A 25,764-nucleotide genomic window follows, 5' to 3' on the forward strand; every position below is an offset into this window, starting at 1 on the left:
GGGAAACACTGAGATGGCTGTCACGAAGGGCTATGTCCAGCAGCTGACGACTATGAGTGGTCCACTGACCTGCATCTGGATCGAGGTCGACCCAGATGCGAGCGAACTGCTCTTCATCAGGTCGTCGGCCGGCGACTCGGATGCGGCCCGCGCCAACAAACGTGTGCTGGTCGAGGCCTTGGCCAATGCCCTGACCAGCGGGCGGCTCGTCGAGGTCCGCCATCCGGACAACGCCGCTGGGGTAACTAGTGTCACGCTGCCTGCGGGAAACGTTAGCCTCCAGCCCCTTCAGATGGACGGGCTGGAGGTCGTTCAGGCAGTACAAGACCTCGCGCACTCCTTGCCACTGATCGCCGGCAAGGGGACCGTCGTGCGAGCCTACTTGAGTTACTACGGTGGCGCGGCATTGACCGTTTCCGGGCAGCTATCCGTGCGGTCGGCACCCGATGCGGCACCGGTGGTCGTTACCTCGTCAAACACGGTGACCCTCAATCCGGCCGAGGCCGGGAACATCTCGGCTACTCGCAATGACGCAGCCCGCAGCCTTAACTTCGTGCTGCCGGCGTACAGCACCGTCGCCGGCCAACTATCGGTCCGACTTTCAAGCGTGACAGACATAGCCACCGGCCTTCCGGTTTCGGTGGGTAACGAGGTCCGTCCGATCGTTTGCTTCCAACGAGCCGCACCGCTGCGGGTACGGATTATTCGTATTACCTACCAGCAGGGTTTTCCACCCGTGACCTACGCGCCCAGCGACCTTGATTTCAACCGGCTGGTTTCCTGGCTCCGCCGGGCCTTCCCGGTGGGGCAGGTCATGGCTTCACAGGCCACAGTGGCTGCCTTAGCGACGCCGCGCTTCACGTCCGGCAACATCAATGCTCAAATTGCTGCGATTCGAGCATTGGACATGAACGCGGGCGCAGACAATCGTATCCACTACTACGGGCTCGTCAGCGATGGAGGATTCTTCATGCGCGGAGGCGCAGCCGGCATTCCGGGCAACCCCGACCCATCAGTGGTGGCGTGCGGACCGACCGGCCCCGCAGACTGGGGTTGGGATTTCGACGGCTCCTTTGGAGACTGGTACGGAGGTCACGAATTGGGCCATACGTTCGGTCGGCGGCATCCGGGATTCTGCGGGGAGACACCGGCCGACTTGGACAACTATCCGTTCCCGGCAGGGCAATTGTCCACAACCGATGCCGGCTTTGTGGGCTTCGACGTTGGTGATCCTAGCGGCCTGCCGATGACCGCGCTGCCCGGAACTCTGTGGCACGACGTCATGACCTACTGCAATTACCAGTGGCTGTCCGCATACACCTATGAAGGGATCCGACGCAGACTCTCCGCCGAGGATGTATTGCCAGCCGGTGCAGCCGGACCATCCTCCGACCCTTCATCCGGCAGGCCAGATGAGCGTTATCCCCGCCAGATAAGCAGGACGCCGGATGCGGAAATGGACGCGACTCCCGCCGAGGCTACCAGCGTAAGCGTGGTCGCTCGTGTGAACCTGACGCAGCGCAGCGGTAAGATCCACTTCGTTAACCCGGTGCCCAATCTCCCGACCGCGGGCATTGACCCAAGCAGCCCCGTCGTGCTGCAGATCGCGACGGCGGACGGCACAGTGCTGACGCAACACGCCGTCATGGTGAGAATCGACTCCGAGCTCGGCCCCGACGACGACCGGGCTGGCACTGTGAACGCAGTAGTCAGTGCTGATCCAGACGCGGCGGTCATCCAACTCGTGATCCATGGTGAGACCGCCGATACCTTCCGTGCCGGCGGCGCTCCTCCGATGGTGAGGGCCGTTCGGACGATGCCCGCCGGTCCGGAAAAGCTCGGAATCGCCATCGACCTCGACAAACCCGCGGGCAAAGGTCACACGTTCATCGTCCAGATCAGCACCGACTTCGGTCGGAGCTGGCAGACGATCGGCATGGCGCTGAAGGAACCCTACATAGCCTTGGATCGGAGCCAGTTCGCACCGGGTCAGGAAATCCATGTACGTGTAACTGTGACGAACGGTTTCACTAGCTCTGGTGTGACCAGCGGGACGTTCCATGCCTGAGGCCGCACGTATGATGGGGCCGGCCAGATTTCGCATTCACGTACGTCATGCAGCCGCTACCTGCGCCCAGACCTGTTGAGAGCGCCGGCATCGACGACTTCAACACCTAGGCGGCGACGTTCGGCCAGATGGTCGGGAAGTTGAATTCCAACGAACTGCGGCAAGGGATTGGGTGACAGTGGCTTTGAAAGAACGCGGCACCGCCGCACCGGCCCCCGGATGCTACATCTGAGGCCTATCAAAGACATGTGGCCCCAGCTAAAATGGCCGCGCTGGATCTGTCGTCGGCGACACCAGGCCGCCGGCCGAGAGGAGGTAGCCGTGTGGAACGTTCGGAGGAACAACGGGGACGGGTCTGAAGGAAAACTACCCAGGCGACTAAGCAAAAGAACCACCGGAGACGGCCGCGTTGTCGCGCTGCCCGACGGGAAGGCCGCAGACCTCCTGTTTGACACAGTCAACGTCACGACTGACAGCGTGGTTGCCCATCTGACGGTCAAGACCCAGAAAACCATGCGCCGGCTCGACATCGACTGGGGAGACGGAAAGAACGACAGCCTCACCCGGCCCCCAGGCACGATTGACACCGGCCTTCCGTTCCGGGTCCCACGCGGCACTTACGAGTTCTACCATCACTACGACTCACCAGAATTGAACTTGCTCTTTAGCCGCGTCGTCACAATCACGGGGAGGGACGGTAGCAGGACCGAGGTCCGCGTGGAAAACGTCACGCTGGTCCCGCTCTACAAGATGACCTTCTACGGCGCGTACGTTCGCACGCTCATTCCGTGTGACCCGACCTACGAGGTCACCAGTGAGTTTGACATTGTCCAGGTCCGGAATGGGTTGTCGCGAAAGACTTGGAGGTGGGAGACGCCCAACGTTGACTTTCTGGAACTCGATTGGCCCTCGTATAGGCTGCCGGGAAGCGAGTTCGAAGTCGTCGTGGCGTTCAACCAACTTGTCTTCAACACTTTCAACTTCACCGAGACGGACTGGCTCTTCGACGACTCGTACAGCTTGACCGGCTGGTTTAGTCCCGCGAACGGAAGCACTCACTATCACGAGGAGCTTAGAGGTGGCTGCTGGCTTGAGGTGGATTACGACGTCGACGTAAGGCTTAGCGTGCCGATGCCACAGCAAACGGGTCCGGCGATGGCCCCGGCCGGCCGGGGTGGTCGCCTTCGCCGGGCGCGGTTGGCAAAGGGCAGCGCGGCACGCTAGCAGGAAGCCAGGGCTCTGCGGTTTGAAACTCCTGCCGTTATGGTGCGCTCCATAGAGCCGTGACCTTTTTGGGAACGGGTAACTGCAGGGTTGGAATCGCTACAGCTCAAATTTGCTCGAAAGATGGCCGCGGGACGCGCGTCGCGTCTACCGACGTAAGACAAGAATTCGAAGGCCGGTTTCCCGTCAAATCTGGCCGAAGAGGCGCCAATTGGGTTGGAAAACGGGTCGATTCCACGCGGAATCGGTGCCGATTCGGGCGGGTTTAGCGGTTTCCGCGCCCATAAGTACTCTTTTGGGACGTAACGCCAGCTGAAATCAGGACCCGTCAGACACTTTTGGGTCGGGTAGATCTGGTGTCAAAGGGGCCGGAACCGCAGTAAAACGGCTGAAAGGGCCCGAAAGCAGGGTTCTCAGGGTAAAGAAGGCAAAATTTGTAGTTTTCTAAACTGCTTTTGTGGAGAAGGACGAAAAACAAGCAGTTACTGGCGGTCCTACAGGGCAGTTAGGTGCGACCGGTGCCAGTGTTGCCTGTTTTGCCCTGACCCGCCTCCGCGGCTGGGTTACCCCAGCTCCTCTGGTGGCGTCAGGACCCGGATGCGGCCGTTCTCCAGTGTTTGGGTCTGCAGCTCGCCTTTCTTGATTCTCCAGTAAACGGTTGATTGCGAGAGGCCCGTCGCACGAGCGAACTCGATTACGCCTAGGCCCGGCAGCTCCTGCCGCGCAACGGGTACTACTCGCTGCTTGGAGTACTCTAGAGCCTTCGCAAGCCGCTCGCCCCTGCGCGGCGCAAACAACCTCTCGGCGCTCTGCCTCCCAGCCAGACCCAGCACGTCCGAGATCTCCTGCCAAGTGGCGCCCCCCGCCCGCGCCGCCCTTCCGGCGGCCGTGAACTCATCCCCAGCCAGTGTCTGGAGGCGCTTCGCGGCTTTCAGATAGCCGAGAGCACCGCCCCCTGCCTCTCCCTGGTTCGCCATGAGGCCTTTTACAGCCTGTTCCACGATCTGTCGCTCGGTGAGATCCGTCTGCGTTGTCTGCTCATCCATGACACCAGCGTACGCGGGCGCAGTGGCTCTTGGGCCCTGCTGGTGCCCGTGAGGCCCGACGTTGCGGCAATGCGCGGGGCCTCGATCGCTGCCGCCTCTACACGAGTCTGGGCTTGATGAACTTTTCGATGCTGGTGAGCTGCTCCTCAATTAGTACGAAGTTTCGCCCAGTCTCCCTAGCCGCGACAGCCGTCGTACCTGAGCCGCCGAAAGGATCCAAGACGCTGTCTCCCGCGCAGGTCGTGCGCTCAAGTATGTGTTTGAGGAGCCCTGTGGGCTTCGCGTAGGGAAAGGGCCGTGCGAAGCCGGCAGCGAGTTGCTCCCGGTAGGCGTCTTCATTGGTCGGCACCCGGTCGTCGAACCGCCATGACCAAAGGTTCGGGGGGGCTTTGGACTTCCCGCCAGGTGCCAGGTAGGAGGGGCGAAAAGGCACCCGTGGGATTAGGAACGTCGCGCCGTCGTGCAACAGTCGGCGGACCGATGCCTGGCTGTAGCGGCTGGGGAGGCGCAGATGGAGGGGTGTCGCGTTGTGGCCATCCTCGACGAGGACGTGCTGCGTCAGCTCGACACGCAGACCGGGCGAAGAGTGGTCGCCTGCGGGGTACAGGCCGTCTGGGCAATTGAATTGCACTCTGTTTGCCGGGAATGCCAGTTCTGTCGCAGAGTTCCCCCGGTGGGTGAGCGGAATTCTCTTGCCCGGCTCGGTCACGCCGTCCGTGAAGGGCTTCAGTGCCTTCGGGTCCTTTGCGTAGACGAGGAGAAAGTCTGTAGTGCTTGCAAGCTGGCGGCCGGGCACATAGCTAGCCCGCCGTGTTCGCTCCCAGACTACCGTCCCTATAAAGCGCTGCGGCCCGAGGATTAAATCGCAAGCGGTTTGCGCTGCACCAAGCTGGCGGTCATTTACGTGCATCCAGAGGCTGCCATCCTCCGTGAGTAAGGGGAGCATCCCACCGGCCACGTCTGAGATCAGGCTGGCCCACTCGTTGTCAGTGCGTTCATCTGGGAAGGGCCCTCGGTCCGCTCTGCGGGTGTTGAAAGGCGGGTCCGCGTAAGCCAAGCGGAACGTGCCCTCGAACCCCGCTGCGGCAAGGTCGGGCAGAATCTGGCGGGCGTCGCCATGGATGATCCGGTCAGTCTTCACCGCCCCATTATTCCGGTTGTGGAGAGATCCCCGAAGTGCCGCACACATGGATCTCAGACGCCGAGGAAATGAAGCCCGACGCGTTGCCAAAGGCCCTTCCAAAGACGCATTTTGAGTGTTGTCGCCTACATGTGGACAACACTGCGCAATGGGTCTAGTGTAAACAATGTAAGCAAATAGACGACATTGCGCAATAGATCCAGCGCTTACGAAAGGCCCATCTTGACGCACGAGGCTCTCCCCACCAGCACGGAACGGCATGCCGAAGCAGCTCGTTTTTACAAGGAGCTGTACACACGCACGCCTCGTCTTGAGCCGGCCTTCATCGCCATAAAGCGAAGCATGCACGTCAATCGGAACCCGAAGGACACCAAGCCGGCCGAGACACTCTGGCTGCCGCTGAACTGCGGGCCAGGGGCCTTCGCTGATGCGGTCCTCGCGTCCGATGGGTACGACGACGTGTATATGAGCGTGACGCCTCACAGGGAGGTTTCAACAACCTACGGCTCGCAGGGCACGGCCGCCACCCTCTGCGCAACTCAAGTCCTGCAATTCGACTTGGACGCCGGCAAAGAAGGCACTCCTGCTTCTCAAAGCGCCCTTCTGGCGGTGACTATGCAGGTCTTCAAGCTCGCCGGTCTCCCCCTCCACCTGGTTGTTGGTTCCGGTGATGGCCTGCACGTCTACATCCACATTGATACCCCTTTGCTGCTGCCGAACCAGAAAGAGCTGCTCGCCCGCGCCGCGGAATGGATCCGGGCCGAATTCGCCGCCCATGGTCACAGCGTCGACCATCAGGTGACGTCGGACGCCGCCCGCATCCTCCGTCCGGCGGGTTCGGTCCACAAGAAGGACCACGCCAACCCGAAGCCGGTTTACGTCATTTCAACTGATCCGGCGGCCCCCGTCACGCTGGACAAGCTGGACGCACTGTTGCCCATGGTCGATTGCACCCGCGCGGGTCTTAAGATCCCTCTCGAAGATGACACGCGTCCGGGCACGCTCCTGTCCCTCGGGCTGGACGTCCGCAAGGTCTTGCGCGTGCTGGGCTGGGCCGAGGTTGGCTCCGACGCGAAGAAAGAGGAGTGGACGGCAAACCTGGCCTCCACCGCATCCCACGTCAACGGCCAGTTCTACAAGGCAGACGCGGACCTGCCGAAAATCTACATCTGGTCCACAACGACCGCGGACCACTATGGGCTGACCTATAAGGCGGGCTATACAACTTTCGGTCTGCTTGCGGCACTGCTCTGCAAGAACGACTTGAGCTTGGCGACCCGACTCGCCGACCGCTTCCTCGAAGCTCCGGAAGGTCTGCTTCCACTCTTCTCACGCTTCGGCTCCGATGACGCGCCCACCCACAAGGAGCTCGGGGACCTGGCCCGATCCGCGTCCGCCAGCTGGCCCTCAGGCCTGTCTAAAAAGCACCAGGCCTATCTGGCGCAACGCGGCGTTTCCGCCGATGTCGCCGTGGGGCGTGGGTATAAGTCTCTTGCGCAAGGCGAATTGGCCAAACGCTACAAGATGACGGCCAGCACAGATGCGCTCCTCATCCCCATCCACCCACTTTCCGGCAGGGCTGCTGCTGAGCTGCGCCTCGACAATCTGGTCGCCACAGAGGCTGATCCGAAGGGCAAGGTCTTGGCGGCCACGCAGACCCAGCGCAGCGATTCCCATAGCACCCGTCTGCTGGATGTTCACCCCGAACAGCGTGCTGCCGTGCAGGATCCGACAATGGATCTGGTCGTCGTGGTGGCCGAAGCTAAATTCTCGGGCGTCGCGCTGCCGCCCAGGGTGCACCCTGCCGAGGCTCACTATGGCAGCGTGCACGCCGACGCGGTCCTCTCCTCTATCCGCCGCGAGGGCCTGTCAGTGGCTGTCTGCTCCCCGTACTCCTGGTCACGCGCCATCCGCCAGCCTGGTTCGGAGGAGAACTCCACGCCGCATGCTCGTCTCGCCGGGTTCTGGCAGGGTCTTTCTGTCAAGGGCCGTCGGATCTATCTTGCCGGCCGGGAGCACTGGCAGAAGGCATATGACCTCATCACTCTGGCAAAGCTGCTTGCAGCCGCGGGTGCCGATGTCCGTATCATCTCCATCCCCCGGTCGGACAACACGGCTGCCGCGACGAGCGGCCATGACGTATCCGTCCGGTCGATCGGAGACTACCTGGCTCTCAGCTCCCGCAAGCGGAGCCCTCTGGCGAAGCTGATGAGCACTGCTCTGTCCGTGGCAGAGGCAGACTTTCGGTCACACTCCCTGGAATCCGACGACGCTTCCCGCTATCGGCACGCTTCCGAGGGCCTTGCTCGGGAAGGCAAGTACCTGTACGACGCTACGAGCAAGGAGTGGCTGACCAACAAAGGAACACACTTCGCGAAGGACAAAGCCAGCACCCCGCGGGCTGCAGTCCTCGAGCTGCTGGAGCGGGATTACCTCGACGTCTCTAGGGCCTACTTCATCAAGGACGCCCTCACCGCAGCCGCAGAAGATCCCCGACTGGCGCGCACCCTTGAACAGCTGGAGACCCCCCGAAACCTCATGAACACCCCCGCCGGGGTCCTCGACCTCCAGACCGGCGTCACTCGTCCCCGCGGTATCGGAGAGGCCTACTCTCAGGTGACCGGCGGAAACGCCCTCCCTGGTTACACCGGAATCAGTGGCAGTGCTTTCGAGAAGTTCCTGGAGGAAACGTTCTGTGGTGACAAGGATCTGATTGACTATATGCAGTCAATTACGGGCCTGGCGATGTATGGCTTCAACCCGGAAATTCTGGCCCTCTGCCTCGGCTCCGGCCGTAACGGCAAGTCGGTCTACTGGGGCGTGGTTGCTGCCCTCTTCGGCAGCTACGCGGGTTTCGCCCCCGCGTCCTTGTTGACTGGTAGCGCAAAAGAGCACCAGCATGCTGACCTGTACGAAATCCGGTTGCTCATAGCGTCAGAGACCAACGAAGGCGCGCCCCTTGATTCCGCCGCCGTCAAGGATCTCACCAAAACTGACGTGCTCCGGGGCGCGCACAAGTACGGCCATGCTTTCGACATCACCCCACGATTCCTCACCGTGCTGATGACCAATTTCAAGCCGATCATCCGGGTTTCGGACCCTGGAACATGGGAACGCATCAAGCTGATTCCGTTCGATAACTATGTCGCAGAGGCGGACCGTGATCGCACTTTGGAGGCCCGTCTGCGGAACGAGGGTGACCTGATCTTCAGCTGGATGGCAGAGGGTGCCCGCCGCAGCTTTGCACGCGCCCACGTTCTTCCCAAGGCAGCAGCCGTCCTCTCCGGTACGGCCCACTACCGCGAGAGCCAGGACCTGATAGGGGGCTTTCTCGACCAGGAGGTCGTTTTCGGCAACGGACACATGATCAAGCGTTCTGACCTGACGGAAGCACTCAACGACTGGCTGAGGGCCGAACAGGGCATGACGTTCCGTTGGACCACGTCCAAGATTTCAGCCGACCTTGGCCAGCGCGCTGCTGCTCTCGGCATCGAGCTGCAGAAAGTCAACGGCGAATACCGGTGGCTGGGCATGAACCTCCGCGCAGTCGCAGGCAACGAGCCCGCCAACCACAGCAATGTCCGCCAACTCCGGCCTGCCGTAGCAGTGGCCGAAACCGCAGCGCCCGCGAAGCCCGCGGAGCTCGCGGTAACAGGTACCGACACCTTTGTCGGCACCCCGGGCCAGCTCGATGACGACTCGGAGATCTCCCTGTGAGCGGGTACAACGTCCGGCTGGTCCGGAGCGCCGCAGACATCCCCGGCTTCGTTGCCTGGCTGGACCAGCACCCGGGCCGCCTCGGCCTGGACACCGAGACGGACAACGCCAAGAATGTCTTTCTTCACGGATTCCGGTGCCACATAGTGTCCGTTGGGGCTTCTGACGGGTCCGGCTGGTCTGTCAGCGGTGGCGACCGTGCGCTGGCACGGAAGTTCATCGTAGAGGCATTCAAGGGCGCAGGCCGCCGTGTATGGGCGCACAATGCCAACTACGACGCTTGGGTAATCCGCAAGACGCTAGGCCTAAAGCTGGATAGTCTGCGCTGCACCCTGCTCGGGGCCCGCGTTGCCTATCCTGGCCTCAAGAGCCACAGCCTGAAGGACCTCAAGCCAGAGACCGAAAGCACGCTGAAAGCCTTGCAAGATGCCTGGGAGCTGCACTCCGGCGCAACCGTCCGCGCTGCGGGCAAGGAGTGGCTGGCACAGGCCGTCGCGGGGCTCGGGCTGGACACGCCAGAGCTGCTGTCTTACGCCACTGTGGACGCCATCGAGTGTGCCCGCTTGGCAGATGATCTGGCTGAGCTCGACTGGGCGCGTTGCCACATACTCCGTGAGATCAAAGTGGATCAAATGTGGCGCTGGACAGGCTACGAGGGCATTCGGATCGACCTGCCGGACCTGCAAACACTCATTCATGACATCGAGGGTGCCGTGGCCGCCGCCACAACCCGTCTCGGCTTCAGGCCTGCTACCGGCGGCAAGGAGGTGCATGCCTTCGCCGTGCGACTCGGAGTCGAACTACCTCGGACCTTGAAGGGCGCGCCATCCCTGGCTCAGGCCTCAAGAGTCCTGGCCATAGTGCCAGAGGAGTCGTTGGAGGAATGGCACTATTTCTGCGACATTTTGGAGATCCAAGCATCTCTGAGCAAGCTCATCGAGATCCGAGACCAGGTGGACATCAATGGCCGGGTGCACCCGAAAATCAACACAGCCAAGGCCATCACGGGGCGCAGTTCGGTGACCGAGCCGGCCATGCAGAACCTGCGTTCGGCCAAGGACCCGAAGAAGCAGCCTGCAGCGTACGCCTTGAATCCCGGTCTCGTGCGCTCTCAGCGGCACGTCCTCATGGCGGACCCGGGCAAGGTCCTGGTCGGTTGCGACCTCTCGCACGTGGAGCCTTCACTGCTGGCCGTGGCCACTGGCGACTTGGGATTGATCCGCGCAGTCGGTCGTCAGAACGACATCTACGTCGAGATCGCGGCCAAGGTGTGGGGTGAGGGTGCCCGTGGGGTGAATCAGGAAGGTGAGCGCACTCTCGAGGCTGACAGACACAGGTCCGCGGCGAAGGTGGTGCTGCTGAGCTTGATGTATGGCAAGGGAGACAAGATGCTGGCCAACGACATGAGGATGTCAGTTAAAGAAGCGGGCAGGCTCAAGCGTCAGATTCTGGATGCGTACCCGACTATGAAGAAGTGGATCGAGCGCCAGAAGAAGCTGGTCGAGTGGGGCGGCACGCCACAGACACTGTCGGGCCGCAGGCTCTTCGGAGACAAGAACAAGCCATACACCGCGGTCAATTACATCATTCAGGGCAGCGCCGCCGATGTGTTCAAGGACTTCTGTATTGCCATCGGCGCCCGCCTGCCGGAGGGTGCCCGCCCGTTCCTTCCCGTTCACGACGAAATCGTCATCGAATGCTTCCCGGAACAGGTCGAGTCCGTCATGGCCCTTCTTCAGGAAGAGATGTATGTCGAGATGGACGGCGTCGAGGTCTGGGGTGACCCCAAGGTGCTTGGTAAGCACTGGGCGAAGGCGTAGAGGGGGACTGGTTGCGCACTATTGTGCATTGTCATCTAATGGTGGACAATATAAGTACGGACATCCGCAAATGGAATAAAAGGAAAATGGCGCCATGAAGGTAAGTGAGAACCCTAAGCAGACTGCGGAGGCGAAAGTCAGCGCGCCGTCCCTACCGTCAGCAGAAGGGATGCTCCGTTGTCTGGGACTGGAGGGTCGCACCTCGGTTTCTCTGTCCGAATACGCCGCCTTGGAGGGGCGATCCATGGCGGCCATTTACGCTGACCTCCGCCGCAACAAGCTCCCAGTCCCCACCCATCAACATGGTGAGCGTGGTGCTCATCGCATCCGCGTGGCGGACCTCTTGGTTGCCTCTGCACCGACGACCTAAAGGACGGCTTTCATGTTCACCGCAACCACGACCGACCGCTCCGCCCGCGTCGCCCTTCCGGGGGCCTCAGACATCCAAAAGGCTTCTGCCGCGTTGGTGGACGGCGCCCAGGCGCGCAAGCTGGCCGCGGCCGGAAATCTGCGCTGCGAGGAGATTCACTGCGACGCCCCGATCTTCTACCGTCAGTCGGTGGACCGGGCCCCGCATTGGTATCACGCCTCCGGAACGGCAGGGGAGTGCGCCACCAAGGGCGGTCCCGCCGGCGAATTCCACCGCTATCTCCAGTTTGACGTGTTGGGTGAGGCCTTTGCTCACGAATTCTCCGTACCAGGCGCCCGCGCCGACGCCATCGTCCAGCGCATCGGTTCCAAAAAGAACATTGCCATCGAGGTCCAGCACTCGGCCATTGACCCTGAGGTTGTCCTCAAGCGCCACGCTGCCCATCGTGCTGCAGGCATCGTCGGGACCGTCTGGATCATCAACTCCGCGGACATCGCCCGAGCGCCAGGCGGTGTCATCATCACCTCATGGGTCATTGATCTGCTCGAGGCCTGCCAGAACACCCCGGGCGGATATGCCTGCACCGTCGTCATCTACAGAGACCGCCGTCATGCGGGCGCCGGAGAGACCCTTCGAATCGTCGACCGTGCCGAGATCGGCCACGACGGCGAAGGGCGCCGCGCAGCCGTCGTGAAGCTCTCCGCAGACACCGTCCGCATCGAAGCCCTCCGACTCTTCGCCGCCGGAAAATATCGTCCGCGCGAAATACCAGTCGGGCTGGAATCTGGCGTCCGCGCCCTGGACGCAGTGCCGACCCGCCGCGTGAAGAAGGCCATCCCGGTGTGGCAGCCCGCCGCAAGGGCTGCCTAAGGCCCCCGCAGGCCCGACCATTAGAAGAGAAAAGAGAAGACCCTTGAGCACTGCAACCACTGAACCATCTACGACCATCGCCGACGCTCCCTACGCACGCTACAGGCGGAATGCCAAGCGTGAATGGGTCATCTTTGGTCCAGAGACTTTGATTGTCGAAGGTCCGGTGACCGTCACGCAGAAAAGCGGCAAGACCTCCATCGTCGACGTCCTGGGCGTCGGTAAGAGCTTCCTGGTCGAGGGCGTAGCCCACCGGTACGGATACCTCCAGCCAACGGCTCAAGATGATGTGCACAGACCAGCCGTCTCCGCCCCGAGTATGTCTGAAGCAGGCTTCGTGCCGGACGATTTCGTGCCCGCCGACGACGATGAAAACACGGCCGCATGGGACTCCTGACCCTCCGATGAATCTGCAGGCTTTCCTCGCGTATCTCTACACATCACGCAACCTATTGGTTGCGAATCCGCACCGCAAGCAAAACCACTCACTGATCGGAATACATTGACCAAGGCTGCCCAGTACACGCTCAGCAAGGCCGAAAGCGAAGCCATTCGGAACGACATCCGAACGGTCCAACTGGACTCAGACATCATCTGCTCGGAGTGGACCACCGACGACGTTTCGACTGACGGTATCACCCGCCGCATCGTCTCACTGGCCCACACTCTTATAGAGAACGAGGGGGAAGAAGACAACAGGGCCACGGCCGAATTCCTCTTTTACACGGATATGAGGTTCACGGTCGACGACTTCGCGGCAGCCTTGATGGATACCGGACTGCCGCGCGTCTTGGCCATCATGACCGACATCGAATCCCTCATCGTTGCTGAGATGCACGCGACGGGCTACACGGATCTGGGGTGGCCCCTCGCCCCCGACCGTGGTGTCCCCGTTGGTCGCAAGGCTGACGGCACGATCATCCACCCTGTATTTACTGAGGCGAACGCTCGCGCCCGCTACCTGAGGGTGCTTGAAAACGTCATCGGTCGGGCCGGCTTCAGCGAGGATCTTCACAAACAGCTGAGGCTCGCAATGATGCCGTCGTAAATATGACGGAGCCAGCGGTGTTCAAAGCCCTCGCCTACAGAGAATCTGCGTTAGTTCTCCTCATCCATCAAAGAAAGAAGATGCCGTGTCAGCTAAATCTGTACTCATCTACAGCAAGGCCAAAGGCTGCGTCCAGTGCGACGCCACCGAGCGCACCATCGCCAAGACCGATCTCCTTGTCACCAAACTGGACGGCACCGAGGACCAGAACCGCGAATTCTGCAGGCGCCTTGGGTACACCCAGGCGCCCGTGGTTGTCGTTTACCAGAACGGCGTTATCATCGACAGCTTTTCCGGGTACAACCCAGGCAGGATCGACGAGCTCAAGGATGACCCCCTAGTTGAGCGCGTCACTGACGAGGCGCACGGACTGGCCGCCTAAAGCCATGTCCGGCCGGGTCGGATGTCCTAGGTCCCGCGCATCCCGCAACGACCTGCGGGAAGGGTTAGCCTCCGTCTTAGTCAGCGCTTGGCACTCCGCGTCGGCAGTTCCCAGACCGTGGACCGCGATGCGGACTGCTCGTGTCGAAGGGGATTTTGCCCTGGTAAACAGCCTTACCCCGAATTCTCCACGTTCCTAGCTGTTTCGGGTCCCGTAAGAGGAGCGGCGGGTGCTGGTCCACAAATACCGATCTGCCCGAACTCACCAAGCTCCACACCTCCAATCCACCCGACAAAGGAGATCCACCGCATGGACGCTAGCACCATGATTAAGACCGCCGGAGCAGGTTTGCTCCTCGCAACCGTATTGTCCACTGGTGTATCGCCGGCCCAGGCTGCATCGAGCTGCACGTGGCCCGTTCAGTTGAACGGCATCCTCAATGACAACACCTGCCGGCGCCCTGCTTTCACCATCACTCAGACCGAGCCGTACACGGTAGGAACGCCTGTTTCGATCGACGGTTCCGGCTTCGAGGCGGGAGAGCGGATCAGCGTCGTGGACCGAGGCGGAAGGTACAACCTGTCGGTTGTGGCCGCTCCCGACGGCGCCTTCCACATTGACTGGGCTGTGCCGGACTTCAATCGGAGCGGGGCAGTAATGTTTAGCGCCATCGGCGCCACCTCCCAGTACGAAACCGAGGCCTTTCAAGTGCAGCAGGCTCAGGCGGTCGTCAGCGCTGGGCAGGACGGACAGCTCCACGGCTGGTACCCAGGCGAAGAGCTGATCATCACTGTAAACGGGCAGCACTACCCGAGCCGGTACGCCTCTGCTGAAGGGACCTCCGACACGTTCATGGACGTCTCGGGTCCGGGCGGCGCAACGATCGAAGTCGTCGGCAAGCAAAGTGGCGGTTTTTTTGGCCGCATCGCCATCGGTGCCCCCAGCGGGAACGTGCGCCCGATCAAGCCTGCGCCGGCCGAGGTGCCCGCGCCGTTGCCTGTCCTGGAGCCTGTCGCGGACGTGCCCGTCCAGGAGCTACCTGCTGCTCCCATACCGGAGGCCGCCCCGGTCACGGACGTCCCCATTCCCTCCCGCCCCCAGCCCCAGGCGGCAGTCGCTGCCAATGAGGTTGACGGCACGGCCCTGGCATTCGGCACGACCGCAGGGGTCCTCCTCGCCGGCGCCCCAATATTCCTCAGGACTCGCGGGCTCCGCGTGAAGAACAACGGTCGGTAGGAACTGAGCAATGAACATCGGCATCGCCCGAAGGCTTGCCACTGCTGGCATCATGGCCGTCGTGCTCTTCATGGGGCCGGCGGTGGCGGTTGTGCCTGCTGCGTCTCCCCACAGAGCCGTTCAGCAGGCCACAGTGGTCACCCGACAACTGGGGAGGCCTGCTCCAACTCCAGTCCCTGACGCATTTCCGACGGCCGCACGCACGTCATCTCAGGAGTCCTCAGCGGCAGGGGTACCAACCACCGGATCATTGCCGTGGATAACCACTGAGGTGTTCATCCCGTCAGCTCCAGGCGATACAGGTATTCCCTACAGCCGCCTTCTGGCAGCGCCAGGAGCTGACGGGCTGGCCGTGCACGCTGCGCCTGAGGGCATCGCCTTCGGTCGTCTCCCCGCCCGTGTTGTCGACTCTGACGGCTCAGACCGGACCTGGATGCCGGTAGTCGGACCCACAAACGGCCCGTGGCTGCAGGTGCTCCTACCGGCCCGCCGCAACCTGCCTAGTACCGGAGCCCCCGTGAACGGGGCCACCGGCTGGGTGCGGACCTCGGAGGTCCTCACCAGGGTTTCGACCATCACCGTCGACGTGGACTTGGCCGCTAAGACGATCACAGTGGCTGAAGCGGGGAAACTCTTGGAAGTGTACCCGGTGTCAATCAGCGGGGGAGATGACACCGCCCGCGGCCGGTCCTTCGTGATGGGACGCTATTCGACGTCCCTCTCCCAGCGGTGCTCGGCGCAGCCGATGTTGATTCTCTCAGCGCAAAGTGAAAAGACTGACGGATACTTCGGCCAGGACACCGCAGTCCAGGCGATTCACGCATTCTCCGATGATTGCCGGAGCATCTCCGGTTACACCAACGCAACCCCCGGCTGCGTGATTGCCAACGAAGGTGACATCCCTCGGTTGCTGGCCCTTGTCCCGGACGGTACGCCCGTCACAGTCCGGGGGTAGTGGGCATTCGGCGGAAGGGGTTTCCGCATCGTCCTCACCTCGAAGCCCTTGCCGGACAAGAAATAGGGCTGCCATACAATTCATCCCGGACGCCGCCGACGTCACGGCTTTGATGGAAAGCCACCTACCACATCCTTCCGGCCCGGCCCATCGCAGACCGGCATCAGTGGGTTACCGGCTAAGCGTCGCCGGGCGGACCACATCCATCCAGTCCAAGAATTCTGTAACTGTCCCGATCCTCGCGATCCGTTCGTGGATGGCCTTCTGGTCGTGGCCGGGGATGAAATCGCCGGCGTTGGTGTTTTCTCCGCAGCCGCACCTGCAGGACCTGCCTGTGGTGTTGTCGAACTCGGGATCCCAGAAGTAGCGGACAGGGTTCCTTCCGGGCGTGACATCTTTCGGGCTGGGCTTGTTGACGTATTTGTCGAACACAGGGTGCCCATCGGCCAGGATCGTGCCATTCATTGTGTACTTGTCGTCGCGCCTCTCGTGCTTCTCGAACTTGCGAGTCCGTTCAAAGTCGAGGATCTCAATGGCCTGGACGACCACGCCGGCGAATGAGAACAGCGCGAAACGTTCGGTGCTGTGGCGCTTTGTGCCGATGGCCCATTCGCCATGGTTAGCTTCGTACATTTCCTGTTGGCTCATTTCGGAACGGTAGCCCACATGCGACCGGTGCAGGCCGTCTTCCGGATCCGCCGCTTTCCATGGTCCGATGGTGATGTGCAACATGACGAGCCCCCTTATTCGCGGGATACCTTGCGATCCCGGCTGATGGAACTATCGTCGCCGGTCACTATACTTGTCAATGCCGGGACACCATCTATGGATTGAAGATCGTTCCTGTGGGCAGGGCCGGTCTGTGCACGGTCCGAAGCCTTGAGCGGCTATATAGCACTCACGAGGGTGCCAGCGTGTCGCACGCCTCCCGCGTCGGCTATGCGATAGTTCTTAGTCGGAGATGCTGGCGGCGCGGTGCTCCTCTACCGCGCGGAGGTAGGGGGCGCGCATGGCTGTAGGGACGGAAGCAGGGCTGCTGGAAGGCCCCAGGCCTCAGTCTGTCTACAAACACGGAATACTCGAACAGTATGTTGTCCGATACGCAACGATGACGGCCAGCGCCCTCCCGTCAAAGCGATCGGTTCTCTTCGACGGCTTCGCAGGGCGGGGCCGGTTCGACACAGGAGAGGCCGCGTCGGGGGAGCATATGATGTTGGCTGCGCAAAAGGCTAAGGCGACCACGCGCATCGACATCTTTCTGGTCGAGAAGAACAAGTCCGACTTCCTGAAGCTCGATGGCGTCGCTGCCGAATATCGTCAACGTGGTATCCGCGTGGCGACCCGGCATGGTGAGTGTGCGGGTCATCTGGACGAGGCCTTCGGCTTGTCAGCCGGTGCCAGCCTCTTCCTGTTCCTTGATCCCTGTGGCGCGATCCTGCCTTTCGATACCTTGGCGCCAGCGCTGCGAAAGCGCGGCACCTGGCCCCGAACTGAGGTCCTGATTAACTTCAATGCCGACCTCATCCGCCGCGCGGGCGGCCAGTACAAGAAAGGACAACTCGATCTCGGAGGTGTGGCTCAGGCGGACAAGGTCTGCGGTGGTGAGTGGTGGCGGGACGTGGCACTGCAGGCACACCTTGAGTCTGGTTCAAGGAGTTGGGAGGCTGCGGCCGAAGCCGTCGCACTGGAGTATGCGAAGCGCCTCACTGTAGGCACGGTTTTTCGTTCAGTTGTCTCGCCGGTCCGGCGGCAGGTACACCATCAGCCTGTGTATTTTCTCATTTTCCTGACCGCCGATCCTCATGGACTTTGGGTATTTGGAGTTGCGGCGGCGAAGGCCCGGGAAAAATGGTTGAGGGCATTGGGCCCGGACCAGGATGCTGTAGCGGGTATGCTTTTTGACTCCGTGGAACACCAAATTAACCGAGAGCATGAGAAGGCAACGGCAACAATCGCGGGCAACATATGCGCTCTTGTGGAGGATGGCCAGGAAAAGGCTGTCGTATGTTTCACCCATGAAATCTTCGGTGATGTCTACGGTGAGGCAAAAGAGACAGCATTCACAGCAGCCTTGAGACATCTGGTGAAGGCGGGCAAGGTGGACTTTGTGACCAAAGGCAGCAAGCCCCACCAGCACGTCATTCGTAAGGCGGCCTAGCCGCGGCTGAAGGCTGTCCCCGGCATTTCGTCCCAGGTTCGTCCGTCGAGTTCGCGTCCCTTTGCTTTTGGGGTTCGACCTCCCCATTGCTTGAAGAAGAAGGGCACTCCGGCTTCCTGACATTGGTCGCGAATATCGAGGACCCACGCTGGCTCCATCGGGCGGGCCTGAGGGCCAGACTCGCCGCCTACTATCACCCAGTTGATGCCGTCCAGATTCAGTCCAGGCAGACTACTGAGGAGTGGTTCACAAGATAGAAAGCGAACGGCGGCGGGGACAGACCGCAGGCTATCAATTCTATCGACGACGTCTCGTTCCTCAACGGAAACCCCCATCCATAGGTTGTGCGGCCAATCCAGCTTGTCCGCCAGCCGCCCCATACGGTGAGCCCGTTTTGTTAGCGCTTGATATGTGTGCTGCGGGGTTTCCCTTATGACATCAAAGATGTCGCGGACATAAGAGAGCGGGACTTTGGCGTGGAAGAGGTCGCTCATAGAGTTCACGAAGATGACCTTTGGCTTGTGCCATAGGTAAGGCTGCTTCAGCACAGTCGGATGAAGGGTGACGCCAAAGCCCGGACCAGAGGTCCGGTGATCTCCGTCATTTTGATACTTGCCCGCCCCCATTGCTTTGAGCCGCTTTGCTAAGGCCAGTGCATAGCAGTTGTCACATCCGGCTGCGACCTTGTCGCAGCCGGTGACGGGGTTCCAAGTTGCCTCGGTCCATTCAATGGTGCTCTGTGTCCCCACGATGCCCTTACTTCCCGTCGAACATTCGTTCGATACGCGACTACGCTAGCAAGTCGACGGGCGCGGCGACGCGATTCGCTCGCATGCGCTGGCCGTGGCGCGTCGGACGACGGGACACTGTCAGCCAAGCCACGAGGTTGGCCACGCCATCGCAGCGTAGCCGTCATGGTCTATGCCGCACGATGCACTTAAGGAAAGCATTATTTCCGATAGCCTCAGGAGCAGTAGTTGCTTGCTTGTTTTCTTGCTAGCGAGGATTGGGTTGGGGAAGTGGTGCAACCACGCGAGTGTCACTCGCAGAAGAGCAAATCAGACCCGGCGGTGCGCAAGTTGGATCAACCTTGCCTGCCCTGAGATGCCTTGCCTGCAGGCCGTCTAGGCTCTCTCGCGTTTTGAAAGCTCGTGGAGCTCACCCAGGATTTCCATCCACGGCGTCCCGTCTTGGATCAGCTTCGCGATATGTCGTGCGTGCGAGGTGTTACTGGCCATAGCTTCATCGAAACGCTCAATTAGACCTCTCGCGCCTTCGTCGAGGATATAGAGGACTTCGAGATCCGTCGTCGGCCTAAAATGCCATTCGTCATTGTCCGGATGCGTGCTGCTGACCTTGGATAGGAGGACAGGAGCGTCAATATTGGCCAGGGCCAACTGAGGCAGATTGGCGTCCATCAGCAGCATCGGCTCTTCACATGTCACAACAACGTGGCCCGTATTCTCCCCGTTAGGGAGTTTGGTTTGCGCCTTTGCAAGCGAGGACCCCGAGACAGATGCTGCAGCCTTTGGCCCCATCAGTATCGCCGCGGGCGGCGAATAGCTTTGCGCCATGAGCGACACGGGCCTTACCGTAAGCGTGTAGCCAAGGTGTCGGCCGATTTCACACAGCAGTGCTGCCGCATCTGCGCAGCGCGGCTCGGTGCCGAAAATGTTACCGACGACCAAGACCGCCGTGCGCAGCTCGTCGTAGGCTTTCGACTCGGTCGTTTCCGCCGCCTGCTTATTTTCCTGCCCGGCACATTCCATTACATCTCGCTGTCCAACTTAGTTCGACCCTGCGTCGAATCTGTCTCCGATAATAAGCCAGCGAACATGCAGGAGCTGCACCGGCAAGAAGCTCGTTTTGCCGCCTGAGAAACTGTCTGGGATCGATGAGGCACGGTGGGTCCAGGATCTCAGCTGTCGCCACGAAGCCGGCCTAAAGCCGCGCGACCATGGGCTGACTGCTTCTTCTCCGGATGGAGGCTTGCTTCGACACGCGGACGACAACGAGTTAGCCCGGGCTACGTGCCACCATGCAGGGTGCCGCGGGGCCACCGGTTGGACTAGATTCCTGCATCCTAAAGGGGCCTATTCTGAGGGCATGTCGCAGTCCGGTGAGACGATTCCCCCGGCGCTCCGCCCACCGCTGGAGGTCGCGCTGGCAAAGCGTGTGAAGGGCATTCCGCCGGCGTCCGCCTTGCCGGGTCAAATGCTGTTCGAGCCCAAGTTTGATGGTTATCGTGTCCTGATTTTTCGGGATCGGGATCAGGTCAGCCTGTGGTCGCGCCAGGGTAAGGACCTGACCCGGTACTTCCCGGAGCTGGTCGGGGCGGCACTGTCCATGATTCCGGCCGGTTGCATTGTCGACGGCGAGGCGGTGGTGTGGTCAGAAGACAGATTGAACTTCGAGGCCCTGCAGGGGAGGTTGTCAGCCGGCAAGGAACGACTGCGGTCGATGGTCCTCGAGTTACCGGCGACTTTTGTGGGCTTCGACGTCCTGGCTGTTGCCGGCCAGGACGCGAGGGGCTTACCCCTGGTGGATCGGCGGGCGCTGCTGGAGGAGTTGGCAACTGTCTGGGCTCCCCCGCTCTCGGTGTCCCCTCAAACGACTGATCGGGTGCTGGCCAGGCAGTGGTTTGAAGGTCTGGCTGACGTTCGGATGGAAGGACTGGTCGCCAAGAGCAGTATCCAGCCCTATGCCGGTGGGAAGAGGATCTGGCTTAAGGCCAAGCATGTTTCGGAACTGGACGTCGTGTGCGGGGCCGTCATCGGACCTGTGCACCGGCCGACCGAGATCGTGGCGGGGCTGCCGCTGCGTGGTGAGCTGCGCATAGTGGGGCGGAGCTCACCCTTGAAACCTGCAGACAGCCGGATGCTTGCCAGTTGGCTCCGGCCCGCGGTCGGACCCCACCCATGGCCGTCTACGGTTAAAGGAACCGCCCTCGACCGTTTCAACCGGGACGCCTCGCCTGTTGAACTGACGCTCGTTGATCCCATCGTAGTTGAAGTCCAGGCCGACGCCGCCTGGTCAGGTCAGTCTTTTAGACATTCGCTGCGCTTCCGCAGGGCCCGTCCGGAACTCGACCCGCTGGAGCTCGAAGTCCCCGCCAGGCTCGCTGCCGATGACAAGGAGCAGCGTCTCTGACAGGCCCCCCCGTTTACCCGGGCATCGGTGAGTGGGCCGTGGCCAGCTGCTGCGCTTCGTCACGTCGATGGCGCGGGTGCACGAGGCTTTCCTCAAGCGCGCTGACCTCGCCCAGCCATTGGTGTTTCCGGGCTTCGTCGAGTCGTTGTTCCGGCGCTGTCGTCCGTTCCGTGGGGGGGGGTCGCAGAGCGATGGCGACGAAGGCACACAGAGCGGTCACCAATCCGGTCCCATTGCAAGTCGCCCTGGACCCAAAGGTTGTTGGTCCAGTCGTTTGCCCGGTCGGCTCAGTTCCGCATGCTAAAGGCTACGATTGAGCCATTCGCGCTCGGAGCAAGCAGCAATGCGCGAATCCGGCACTATACATTGGGGAGAACGCATGCCTCTTGAGGCTCAGGGTTACGAAATCATTGGCGCTTCAATATTCGGGCCGGAACCACTGTCCGGGGTCCACATTGATGTTCGGTCGGGATCCACAATGTTGTACGGCAAGAATGGCACGGGCAAGACTCGGCTCTTGGACGAACTCACCAAGGCGTTTAGGGGAGTCGGTCAGCCTAAGAACAAGTCGAGGCCTCGGCCGCTGATCCACGCATCGATCGAAGTCCGCCCAACCAGTGGCGACAACAGTTTCGTGGCGGCACTCTATGAAATGCTCGACGTTGCCAGAGAGCTCCAAGCGGATGACAAACATCGTGAAGAGTTCCAATCGGCTCTGCTGGGAAGGGTCAATTTGTGGGAGGACCTCGAATTAGAGGATGCCCTCGAGCTGATCGATTACCCCGAACTCAAAACGAGCCAGGGGTTCCACCTTTCGCTCGTGCCCTCCGGGACGCCCGCTGACGCACAATGGACCGTCTATTTGTCGGCAATCCTTGGGGAGGAGGATTTGCGCATGCTCGCCCAGCATGGTGCCTTGCACAGCAACATTAATCGCGCAATTGTGGAAGGCACAGAGCCAGACTGGGAGTCCTTGTCTGCTGCTAATCGCCCCTTTCGCTTGGCGCAGGCGGAGGAGTGGTACTGCGAACCGTTTGATGTTATTCGCGACCCGGCAACGGCGGCACCAAATTACGTTCCCACGAACTCCTCACCGCTGGACGCCTGGCCGGCTCATTTCCCGGTGCCCTTGGTAGGCATTGGATCAATTGCACGAGGTCCGGTCCAAGTTTTCGTCAACTCGTTGCAAGTGGACGTGATCCAGCAGCGCACACTGTCGCGTATTTCCAAAACTCCCTGGCGAACACCGATCGTCGAGGCCTCGGCCGGAACTGAGATAGTACTGGCGGACAGCGTCCTAAAGTCCGTGGCGGTGGCCGAGTCCGAAACTAACAGGATTTTGAGCATCCTGGCTGACTTTCCCTTCCGGTTACGTTTTGACCCCGGCAGCCCCTCTGACTGGTTTGCTGGACAACCCCCAAGATGGGTTGCTGTCCCTTATCACGGCGGATCAAACAAGATTTCGTTGGATGACCTCTCGTTCAGTGAGCAAAAATGGGTTCGGTTCGCTTTGAGCCTGTTCCTCAGCAAGTCAGATCAGGGCATGCCTCGCGTGGTCATCGTTGACGAACCGGAGCAGGGTTTGCACAGGCAGCTAGAATCCCGAATATCGATGGGCCTACACAGACTGGTGGCCGAATTTGATGATCTCGCAATTGTGGGTGCAACCCACTCTCCGGCGTTTCTGGACCCCCGGCACGGCGCGAACCTATTGCACGCAGCGTTGACTGGATTTGGAAAAACCACGATTTCTGCACTGGAATTCGGTGTCAGTCAGCTGAGACTCGACGAAGATTCCAAGCGGCTCGGCCTCACTCCCAGCGACATTCTCTCAATGACTCGTGTTGCTGTAATCGTAGAGGGTACTCACGATCAGATTGTCTTGGAGGAGTGCCTGTCACAGGAGATATTCACGTCGGGCGCCAAGGTCTTCGTCATGCGCGGGACAGACAATGCAGCCGCCCTTCCCGACATGCAGTTTTTGTTTGATGCCCTCGATTCCCCGATTGTCGTTGTGGTGGACAACGTCGTTCAAGCGCGTGTACTCCCGATTTGGCAACGGGCCGTTGATGCCTTTCGCGCTGGAGATAGCAAATTAGCTGAGCGAACTCTGGCGGAGCTGGAATCTCGATCGGCCACCAAGGAAGAACGGGCGCTGGCTGAGCTTGGCAAGCGGGCAATCCGAGTTGGGAGGTTGAGCCGAATTACACCCTTCGGGCTCCAGCAGCCGGACATCCTTGATTATTTATCACCGCAACACTTCAATTTAGAGGACGCGGATTGGCAAAGTTACAAATCAGCGTTCCGAGTCAGAAAGCGAAGCGGGGAATCCTTTAAGGACTTCGTACGACGAGAGTATAGAGCCAAAATCAACGTCGCTGCCGTTGGCGAAGCCGCGAAAGCCATTGTCACCGTCCCCGACGACTTTGCCGAGCTGGGCAGATTGATCTGCCAGTTAGGATACTTGGGTGCAATCGACGACCTCGACGTCGCGATTGACTAGATCACACTCGACTCATGCGCTGTCATGTGCACACTAAGGCCTGGCTTGGATTCCCTTGGTCTTGAGGGACCTGTAGAGCGTGGCTTCCGACACGCCAACCGCCCCGGCAATCTCCTTCACCGTCATCTCGCGTGCGTCGTAAAGGGCCTGTGCTCGTTCCATACCTTTCGGCGAAAGTGCTTTAGGCCGCCCACCGTTCCTTCCTCGGGGCCGTCCAGCCAACGCGGCCCTGGTTCTGTCACTAATGAGTGACCGTTCGAATTCAGCCACCGCCCCCAGCATCTGCAATTGGAGCAAGCCAGCCGCCGTGGATGAGTCAAGAGCCTGATCTAGCACTTTGAGTGTGACTCCTTTGCTGTTCAACTCGTCCGAGATTTCAAGCAGGTGGCGCAGCGATCGCCCTGCACGGTCGAGCTTCGTGATGACAAGGCTGTCGCCTTCCCGGAGGGCTTTGCGGCATGCATCCCACTCAGGGCGCGATGCCTTCGTTCCGGTCATGACGTCTGCGTAGATGACCGTGCAGCCTGCACCGACCAATTGGTCTTCCTGGGCGGTGAGGGACTGGTCTGCGGTTGAAACCCGTGCATAGCCGATGAGAGCCATTTCAAATCCTTCGTTTCGTAGGCGGCGTGGCTTTGAATCTCAATCTCGTAGGACTTTTGAGCGGAAGGTTCTCAGAACTCGGCCCCCTCTGCCAGTTAGTTTATGAGGGGGTTGTGACAGTTTAAGAAGATGCTTGATTGGACGAGTCTGAGACCTCTTAGAAACGACCGTCATTTTGAGAGTCAATCGGAGGTGCCTGCCTACGCCCACCTCGGCATGTGAAAGGCTTATGGTTGGGTCCCCACGTAGAAGTCCAGTGTTTGTGTGAGTTTCGTGTCCGAGAATGGACACAGGAGGAAATTCACGAATCATGGCACGCAGACACACCCCGGAGCAGGTCATCGCCAAGGTCCGTCAGGGCCAGAAGATGCTCAACGAGGGCCGCCCGATGGTCGAGGTGATCAAGGAGCTCCAGATCACGGAGGCGACCTGGTACCGCTGGCTGAACCAGTACGGGTCCGAGAAGAACGCCGAAGCGTCCAAACGGACCAAGGAGCTGGAGAAGGAGAACGCCCGGCTCAAGCGCCTGTTGGCCGAGAAGGAACTGGCCATCGACATCCTGAACGAGGTGGCCAAGGGAAAATTCTGAGCCCCGAACCCCGCCGCCGTGCCGTGCGCATGGCGGTGGAGAGGTCCGGGGCGTCCGAACGCTTCGCGTGCGCGCTTCTGGGCCAGAACCGGTCCGCGTTCCGCAAGAAGAAGCCCGACATGGGCTTCGAAGAGGCGCAGCTCCGCTCGGAGCTGCGTGCCATCGCGGTAAAGCACCCGGCGTGGGGCTGGCGAAAGGCGCGCTGGCATCTGCTGGCGCAGCCGGCGTGGGACGGGGTGCCGCTGAATAGGAAGCGGGTGCGCCGGCTCTGGCGCGACGAAGGCCTGGTCTGTAAACCAAAGGCCCGGAAGAAGCGTCGCACCGGGCCCGGCGCCGGGGAGCAGAAACGCCTCACGGCCGAGTACCCGATGCATGTTGTCAGCTTCGACTTCCAGTCCGATGTGACCTCCTGCGGGCGGCACATCCGGTTCTTCAACGTCATCGACGAGTACACCCGCACGGCGTTGGCGATCATCCCGCGCCGGTCGTTCAAAGCATCGGACGTGGTCGCGGTGCTGGAGAACATCATCGCCGAAACCGGTACCGCACCTGCCTACGTCCGGTGTGACCATGGGCCGGAGTTCACTGCCGCGGCACTGATCGAGTGGTGCAACACCGCCGGGGTCGACACCGCGTTCATCGACCCGGGATCACCCTGGCAGAACGGCTTCATCGAATCCTTCAACGCCCAATTCAGAAGGGAACAACTCTCGGGAGAAATCATGGACACCATGGCCGAAGCGAAGTATTTGGCCGAGGAATGGAAAGCTATCTACAATCATGAACGGCCCCACGGATCCCTGGACGGCATGACGCCGAAACGCTACTGGGAAAACTGGACGCAAGAAAACCAATTAGCTATCGCATAGACGCTGGACTGCTAA

The 25,764-nt window shown here is 60.9% G+C and carries 20 protein-coding genes; 14 read left to right on the forward strand and 6 right to left on the reverse strand.

From position 1 onward, the window contains the following. The first annotated feature begins 13 nt into the window (after nucleotides 1-13). Both AC3A3W_RS13430 and AC3A3W_RS13435 read left to right on the forward strand, forming a co-directional pair. Nucleotides 14-2,068, forward strand: a complete 2,055-nt coding sequence (locus AC3A3W_RS13430; RefSeq protein ID WP_487443533.1) for a hypothetical protein — start codon at nucleotides 14-16, stop codon at nucleotides 2,066-2,068. A 321-nt stretch (nucleotides 2,069-2,389) separates the two neighbouring features. After that, nucleotides 2,390-3,292 carry a hypothetical protein gene (locus tag AC3A3W_RS13435; protein WP_487443534.1) on the forward strand — a complete coding sequence of 301 codons (903 nt, stop codon included), beginning with the start codon at nucleotides 2,390-2,392 and terminating at the stop codon, nucleotides 3,290-3,292. Nucleotides 3,293-3,855: 563 nt separating this feature from the next. Here AC3A3W_RS13435 and AC3A3W_RS13440 read toward each other — a convergent pair. Further along, complete coding sequence (locus AC3A3W_RS13440; protein ID WP_487443535.1) at nucleotides 3,856-4,338, reverse strand: hypothetical protein; 483 nt, start codon at nucleotides 4,336-4,338, stop codon at nucleotides 3,856-3,858. Between the two features lie 97 nt (nucleotides 4,339-4,435). Then, nucleotides 4,436-5,479, reverse strand: a complete 1,044-nt coding sequence (locus AC3A3W_RS13445; protein ID WP_487443536.1) for a DNA methyltransferase — start codon at nucleotides 5,477-5,479, stop codon at nucleotides 4,436-4,438. A gap of 342 nt (nucleotides 5,480-5,821) precedes the next feature. Between AC3A3W_RS13445 and AC3A3W_RS13450 the strand changes: the two genes are divergently transcribed. From AC3A3W_RS13450 to AC3A3W_RS13485, 8 genes are all read left to right on the forward strand, one after another. Continuing rightward, on the forward strand, nucleotides 5,822-9,196 hold the full coding sequence (locus AC3A3W_RS13450) for a DNA primase family protein (RefSeq protein WP_487443537.1): 3,375 nt from the start codon (nucleotides 5,822-5,824) through the stop codon (nucleotides 9,194-9,196). Between the two features lie 146 nt (nucleotides 9,197-9,342). Then, a complete protein-coding gene (locus AC3A3W_RS13455; RefSeq protein WP_487443538.1) occupies nucleotides 9,343-11,016 on the forward strand; it encodes a DNA polymerase in 1,674 nt (557 codons plus the stop codon). Nucleotides 11,017-11,398: 382 nt separating this feature from the next. After that, complete coding sequence (locus AC3A3W_RS13460; protein ID WP_487443539.1) at nucleotides 11,399-12,256, forward strand: competence protein CoiA family protein; 858 nt, start codon at nucleotides 11,399-11,401, stop codon at nucleotides 12,254-12,256. A 43-nt stretch (nucleotides 12,257-12,299) separates the two neighbouring features. Then, a complete protein-coding gene (locus tag AC3A3W_RS13465; RefSeq protein ID WP_487443540.1) occupies nucleotides 12,300-12,653 on the forward strand; it encodes a hypothetical protein in 354 nt (117 codons plus the stop codon). A 105-nt stretch (nucleotides 12,654-12,758) separates the two neighbouring features. After that, nucleotides 12,759-13,304: a hypothetical protein gene (locus AC3A3W_RS13470; RefSeq protein ID WP_487443541.1), complete on the forward strand. Its 546-nt coding sequence runs from the start codon at nucleotides 12,759-12,761 to the stop codon at nucleotides 13,302-13,304. Between the two features lie 85 nt (nucleotides 13,305-13,389). Next, nucleotides 13,390-13,686, forward strand: a complete 297-nt coding sequence (locus tag AC3A3W_RS13475) for a thioredoxin family protein (protein WP_487443542.1) — start codon at nucleotides 13,390-13,392, stop codon at nucleotides 13,684-13,686. Nucleotides 13,687-13,995: 309 nt separating this feature from the next. Beyond that, entirely contained in the window at nucleotides 13,996-14,922 is a 927-nt protein-coding gene (locus tag AC3A3W_RS13480; RefSeq protein WP_487443543.1) for a hypothetical protein, read from the forward strand. Nucleotides 14,923-15,439: 517 nt separating this feature from the next. Continuing rightward, nucleotides 15,440-15,877: a L,D-transpeptidase gene (locus AC3A3W_RS13485; protein ID WP_487443544.1), complete on the forward strand. Its 438-nt coding sequence runs from the start codon at nucleotides 15,440-15,442 to the stop codon at nucleotides 15,875-15,877. Nucleotides 15,878-16,048: 171 nt separating this feature from the next. Here the strand turns inward: AC3A3W_RS13485 and AC3A3W_RS13490 are convergent, their stop codons facing one another. Beyond that, complete coding sequence (locus AC3A3W_RS13490) at nucleotides 16,049-16,609, reverse strand: hypothetical protein (RefSeq protein ID WP_487443545.1); 561 nt, start codon at nucleotides 16,607-16,609, stop codon at nucleotides 16,049-16,051. A gap of 277 nt (nucleotides 16,610-16,886) precedes the next feature. On the opposite strand from AC3A3W_RS13490, the gene tcmP reads away from it, so the two are divergent. After that, complete coding sequence (tcmP, locus tag AC3A3W_RS13495; protein ID WP_487443546.1) at nucleotides 16,887-18,035, forward strand: three-Cys-motif partner protein TcmP; 1,149 nt, start codon at nucleotides 16,887-16,889, stop codon at nucleotides 18,033-18,035. Here the strand turns inward: tcmP and AC3A3W_RS13500 are convergent. After that, complete coding sequence (locus tag AC3A3W_RS13500; RefSeq protein ID WP_487443547.1) at nucleotides 18,032-18,784, reverse strand: DUF5131 family protein; 753 nt, start codon at nucleotides 18,782-18,784, stop codon at nucleotides 18,032-18,034. The genes tcmP and AC3A3W_RS13500 overlap by 4 nt on opposite strands. A gap of 375 nt (nucleotides 18,785-19,159) precedes the next feature. Continuing rightward, a complete protein-coding gene (locus tag AC3A3W_RS13505) occupies nucleotides 19,160-19,804 on the reverse strand; it encodes a hypothetical protein (protein WP_487443548.1) in 645 nt (214 codons plus the stop codon). Nucleotides 19,805-20,141: 337 nt separating this feature from the next. Here AC3A3W_RS13505 and AC3A3W_RS13510 point away from each other — a divergent pair, with 337 nt between their 5' ends. Further along, nucleotides 20,142-21,185: an ATP-dependent DNA ligase gene (locus tag AC3A3W_RS13510; protein WP_487443549.1), complete on the forward strand. Its 1,044-nt coding sequence runs from the start codon at nucleotides 20,142-20,144 to the stop codon at nucleotides 21,183-21,185. Nucleotides 21,186-21,702: 517 nt separating this feature from the next. Continuing rightward, nucleotides 21,703-23,688 (forward strand): AAA family ATPase, encoded by a 1,986-nt coding sequence (locus AC3A3W_RS13515; protein ID WP_487443550.1) that lies wholly within the window; start codon nucleotides 21,703-21,705, stop codon nucleotides 23,686-23,688. 33 nt (nucleotides 23,689-23,721) lie between these two features. On the opposite strand, the gene AC3A3W_RS13520 is transcribed toward AC3A3W_RS13515, so the two are convergent. Further along, on the reverse strand, nucleotides 23,722-24,291 hold the full coding sequence (locus tag AC3A3W_RS13520; RefSeq protein ID WP_487443551.1) for a recombinase family protein: 570 nt from the start codon (nucleotides 24,289-24,291) through the stop codon (nucleotides 23,722-23,724). A gap of 310 nt (nucleotides 24,292-24,601) precedes the next feature. Between AC3A3W_RS13520 and AC3A3W_RS13525 the strand changes: the two genes are divergently transcribed. Beyond that, nucleotides 24,602-25,749 (forward strand): IS3 family transposase gene (locus AC3A3W_RS13525; protein ID WP_487443552.1). Its coding sequence is split into 2 segments (ribosomal slippage): nucleotides 24,602-24,875 and nucleotides 24,875-25,749, totalling 1,149 coding nucleotides; the frame shifts between segments, so codons are not numbered across the junction. Nucleotides 25,750-25,764 lie beyond the last annotated feature (15 nt).

Source organism: Arthrobacter sp. Soil_N43 (genome assembly GCF_057655195.1).

Coding starts and splice junctions, on each gene's coding strand:
- AC3A3W_RS13520 (WP_487443551.1), bottom strand. CDS start 24,291: ATGGCTCTCATCGGCTATGCACGGGTTTCAACCGCAGACCAGTCCCTC.
- AC3A3W_RS13490 (WP_487443545.1), bottom strand. CDS start 16,609: ATGTTGCACATCACCATCGGACCATGGAAAGCGGCGGATCCGGAAGAC.
- AC3A3W_RS13510 (WP_487443549.1), top strand. CDS start 20,142: ATGTCGCAGTCCGGTGAGACGATTCCCCCGGCGCTCCGCCCACCGCTG.
- AC3A3W_RS13480 (WP_487443543.1), top strand. CDS start 13,996: ATGGACGCTAGCACCATGATTAAGACCGCCGGAGCAGGTTTGCTCCTC.
- AC3A3W_RS13430 (WP_487443533.1), top strand. CDS start 14: ATGGCTGTCACGAAGGGCTATGTCCAGCAGCTGACGACTATGAGTGGT.
- AC3A3W_RS13505 (WP_487443548.1), bottom strand. CDS start 19,804: ATGGAATGTGCCGGGCAGGAAAATAAGCAGGCGGCGGAAACGACCGAG.
- AC3A3W_RS13440 (WP_487443535.1), bottom strand. CDS start 4,338: ATGGATGAGCAGACAACGCAGACGGATCTCACCGAGCGACAGATCGTG.
- AC3A3W_RS13460 (WP_487443539.1), top strand. CDS start 11,399: ATGTTCACCGCAACCACGACCGACCGCTCCGCCCGCGTCGCCCTTCCG.
- tcmP (WP_487443546.1), top strand. CDS start 16,887: ATGGCTGTAGGGACGGAAGCAGGGCTGCTGGAAGGCCCCAGGCCTCAG.
- AC3A3W_RS13450 (WP_487443537.1), top strand. CDS start 5,822: ATGCACGTCAATCGGAACCCGAAGGACACCAAGCCGGCCGAGACACTC.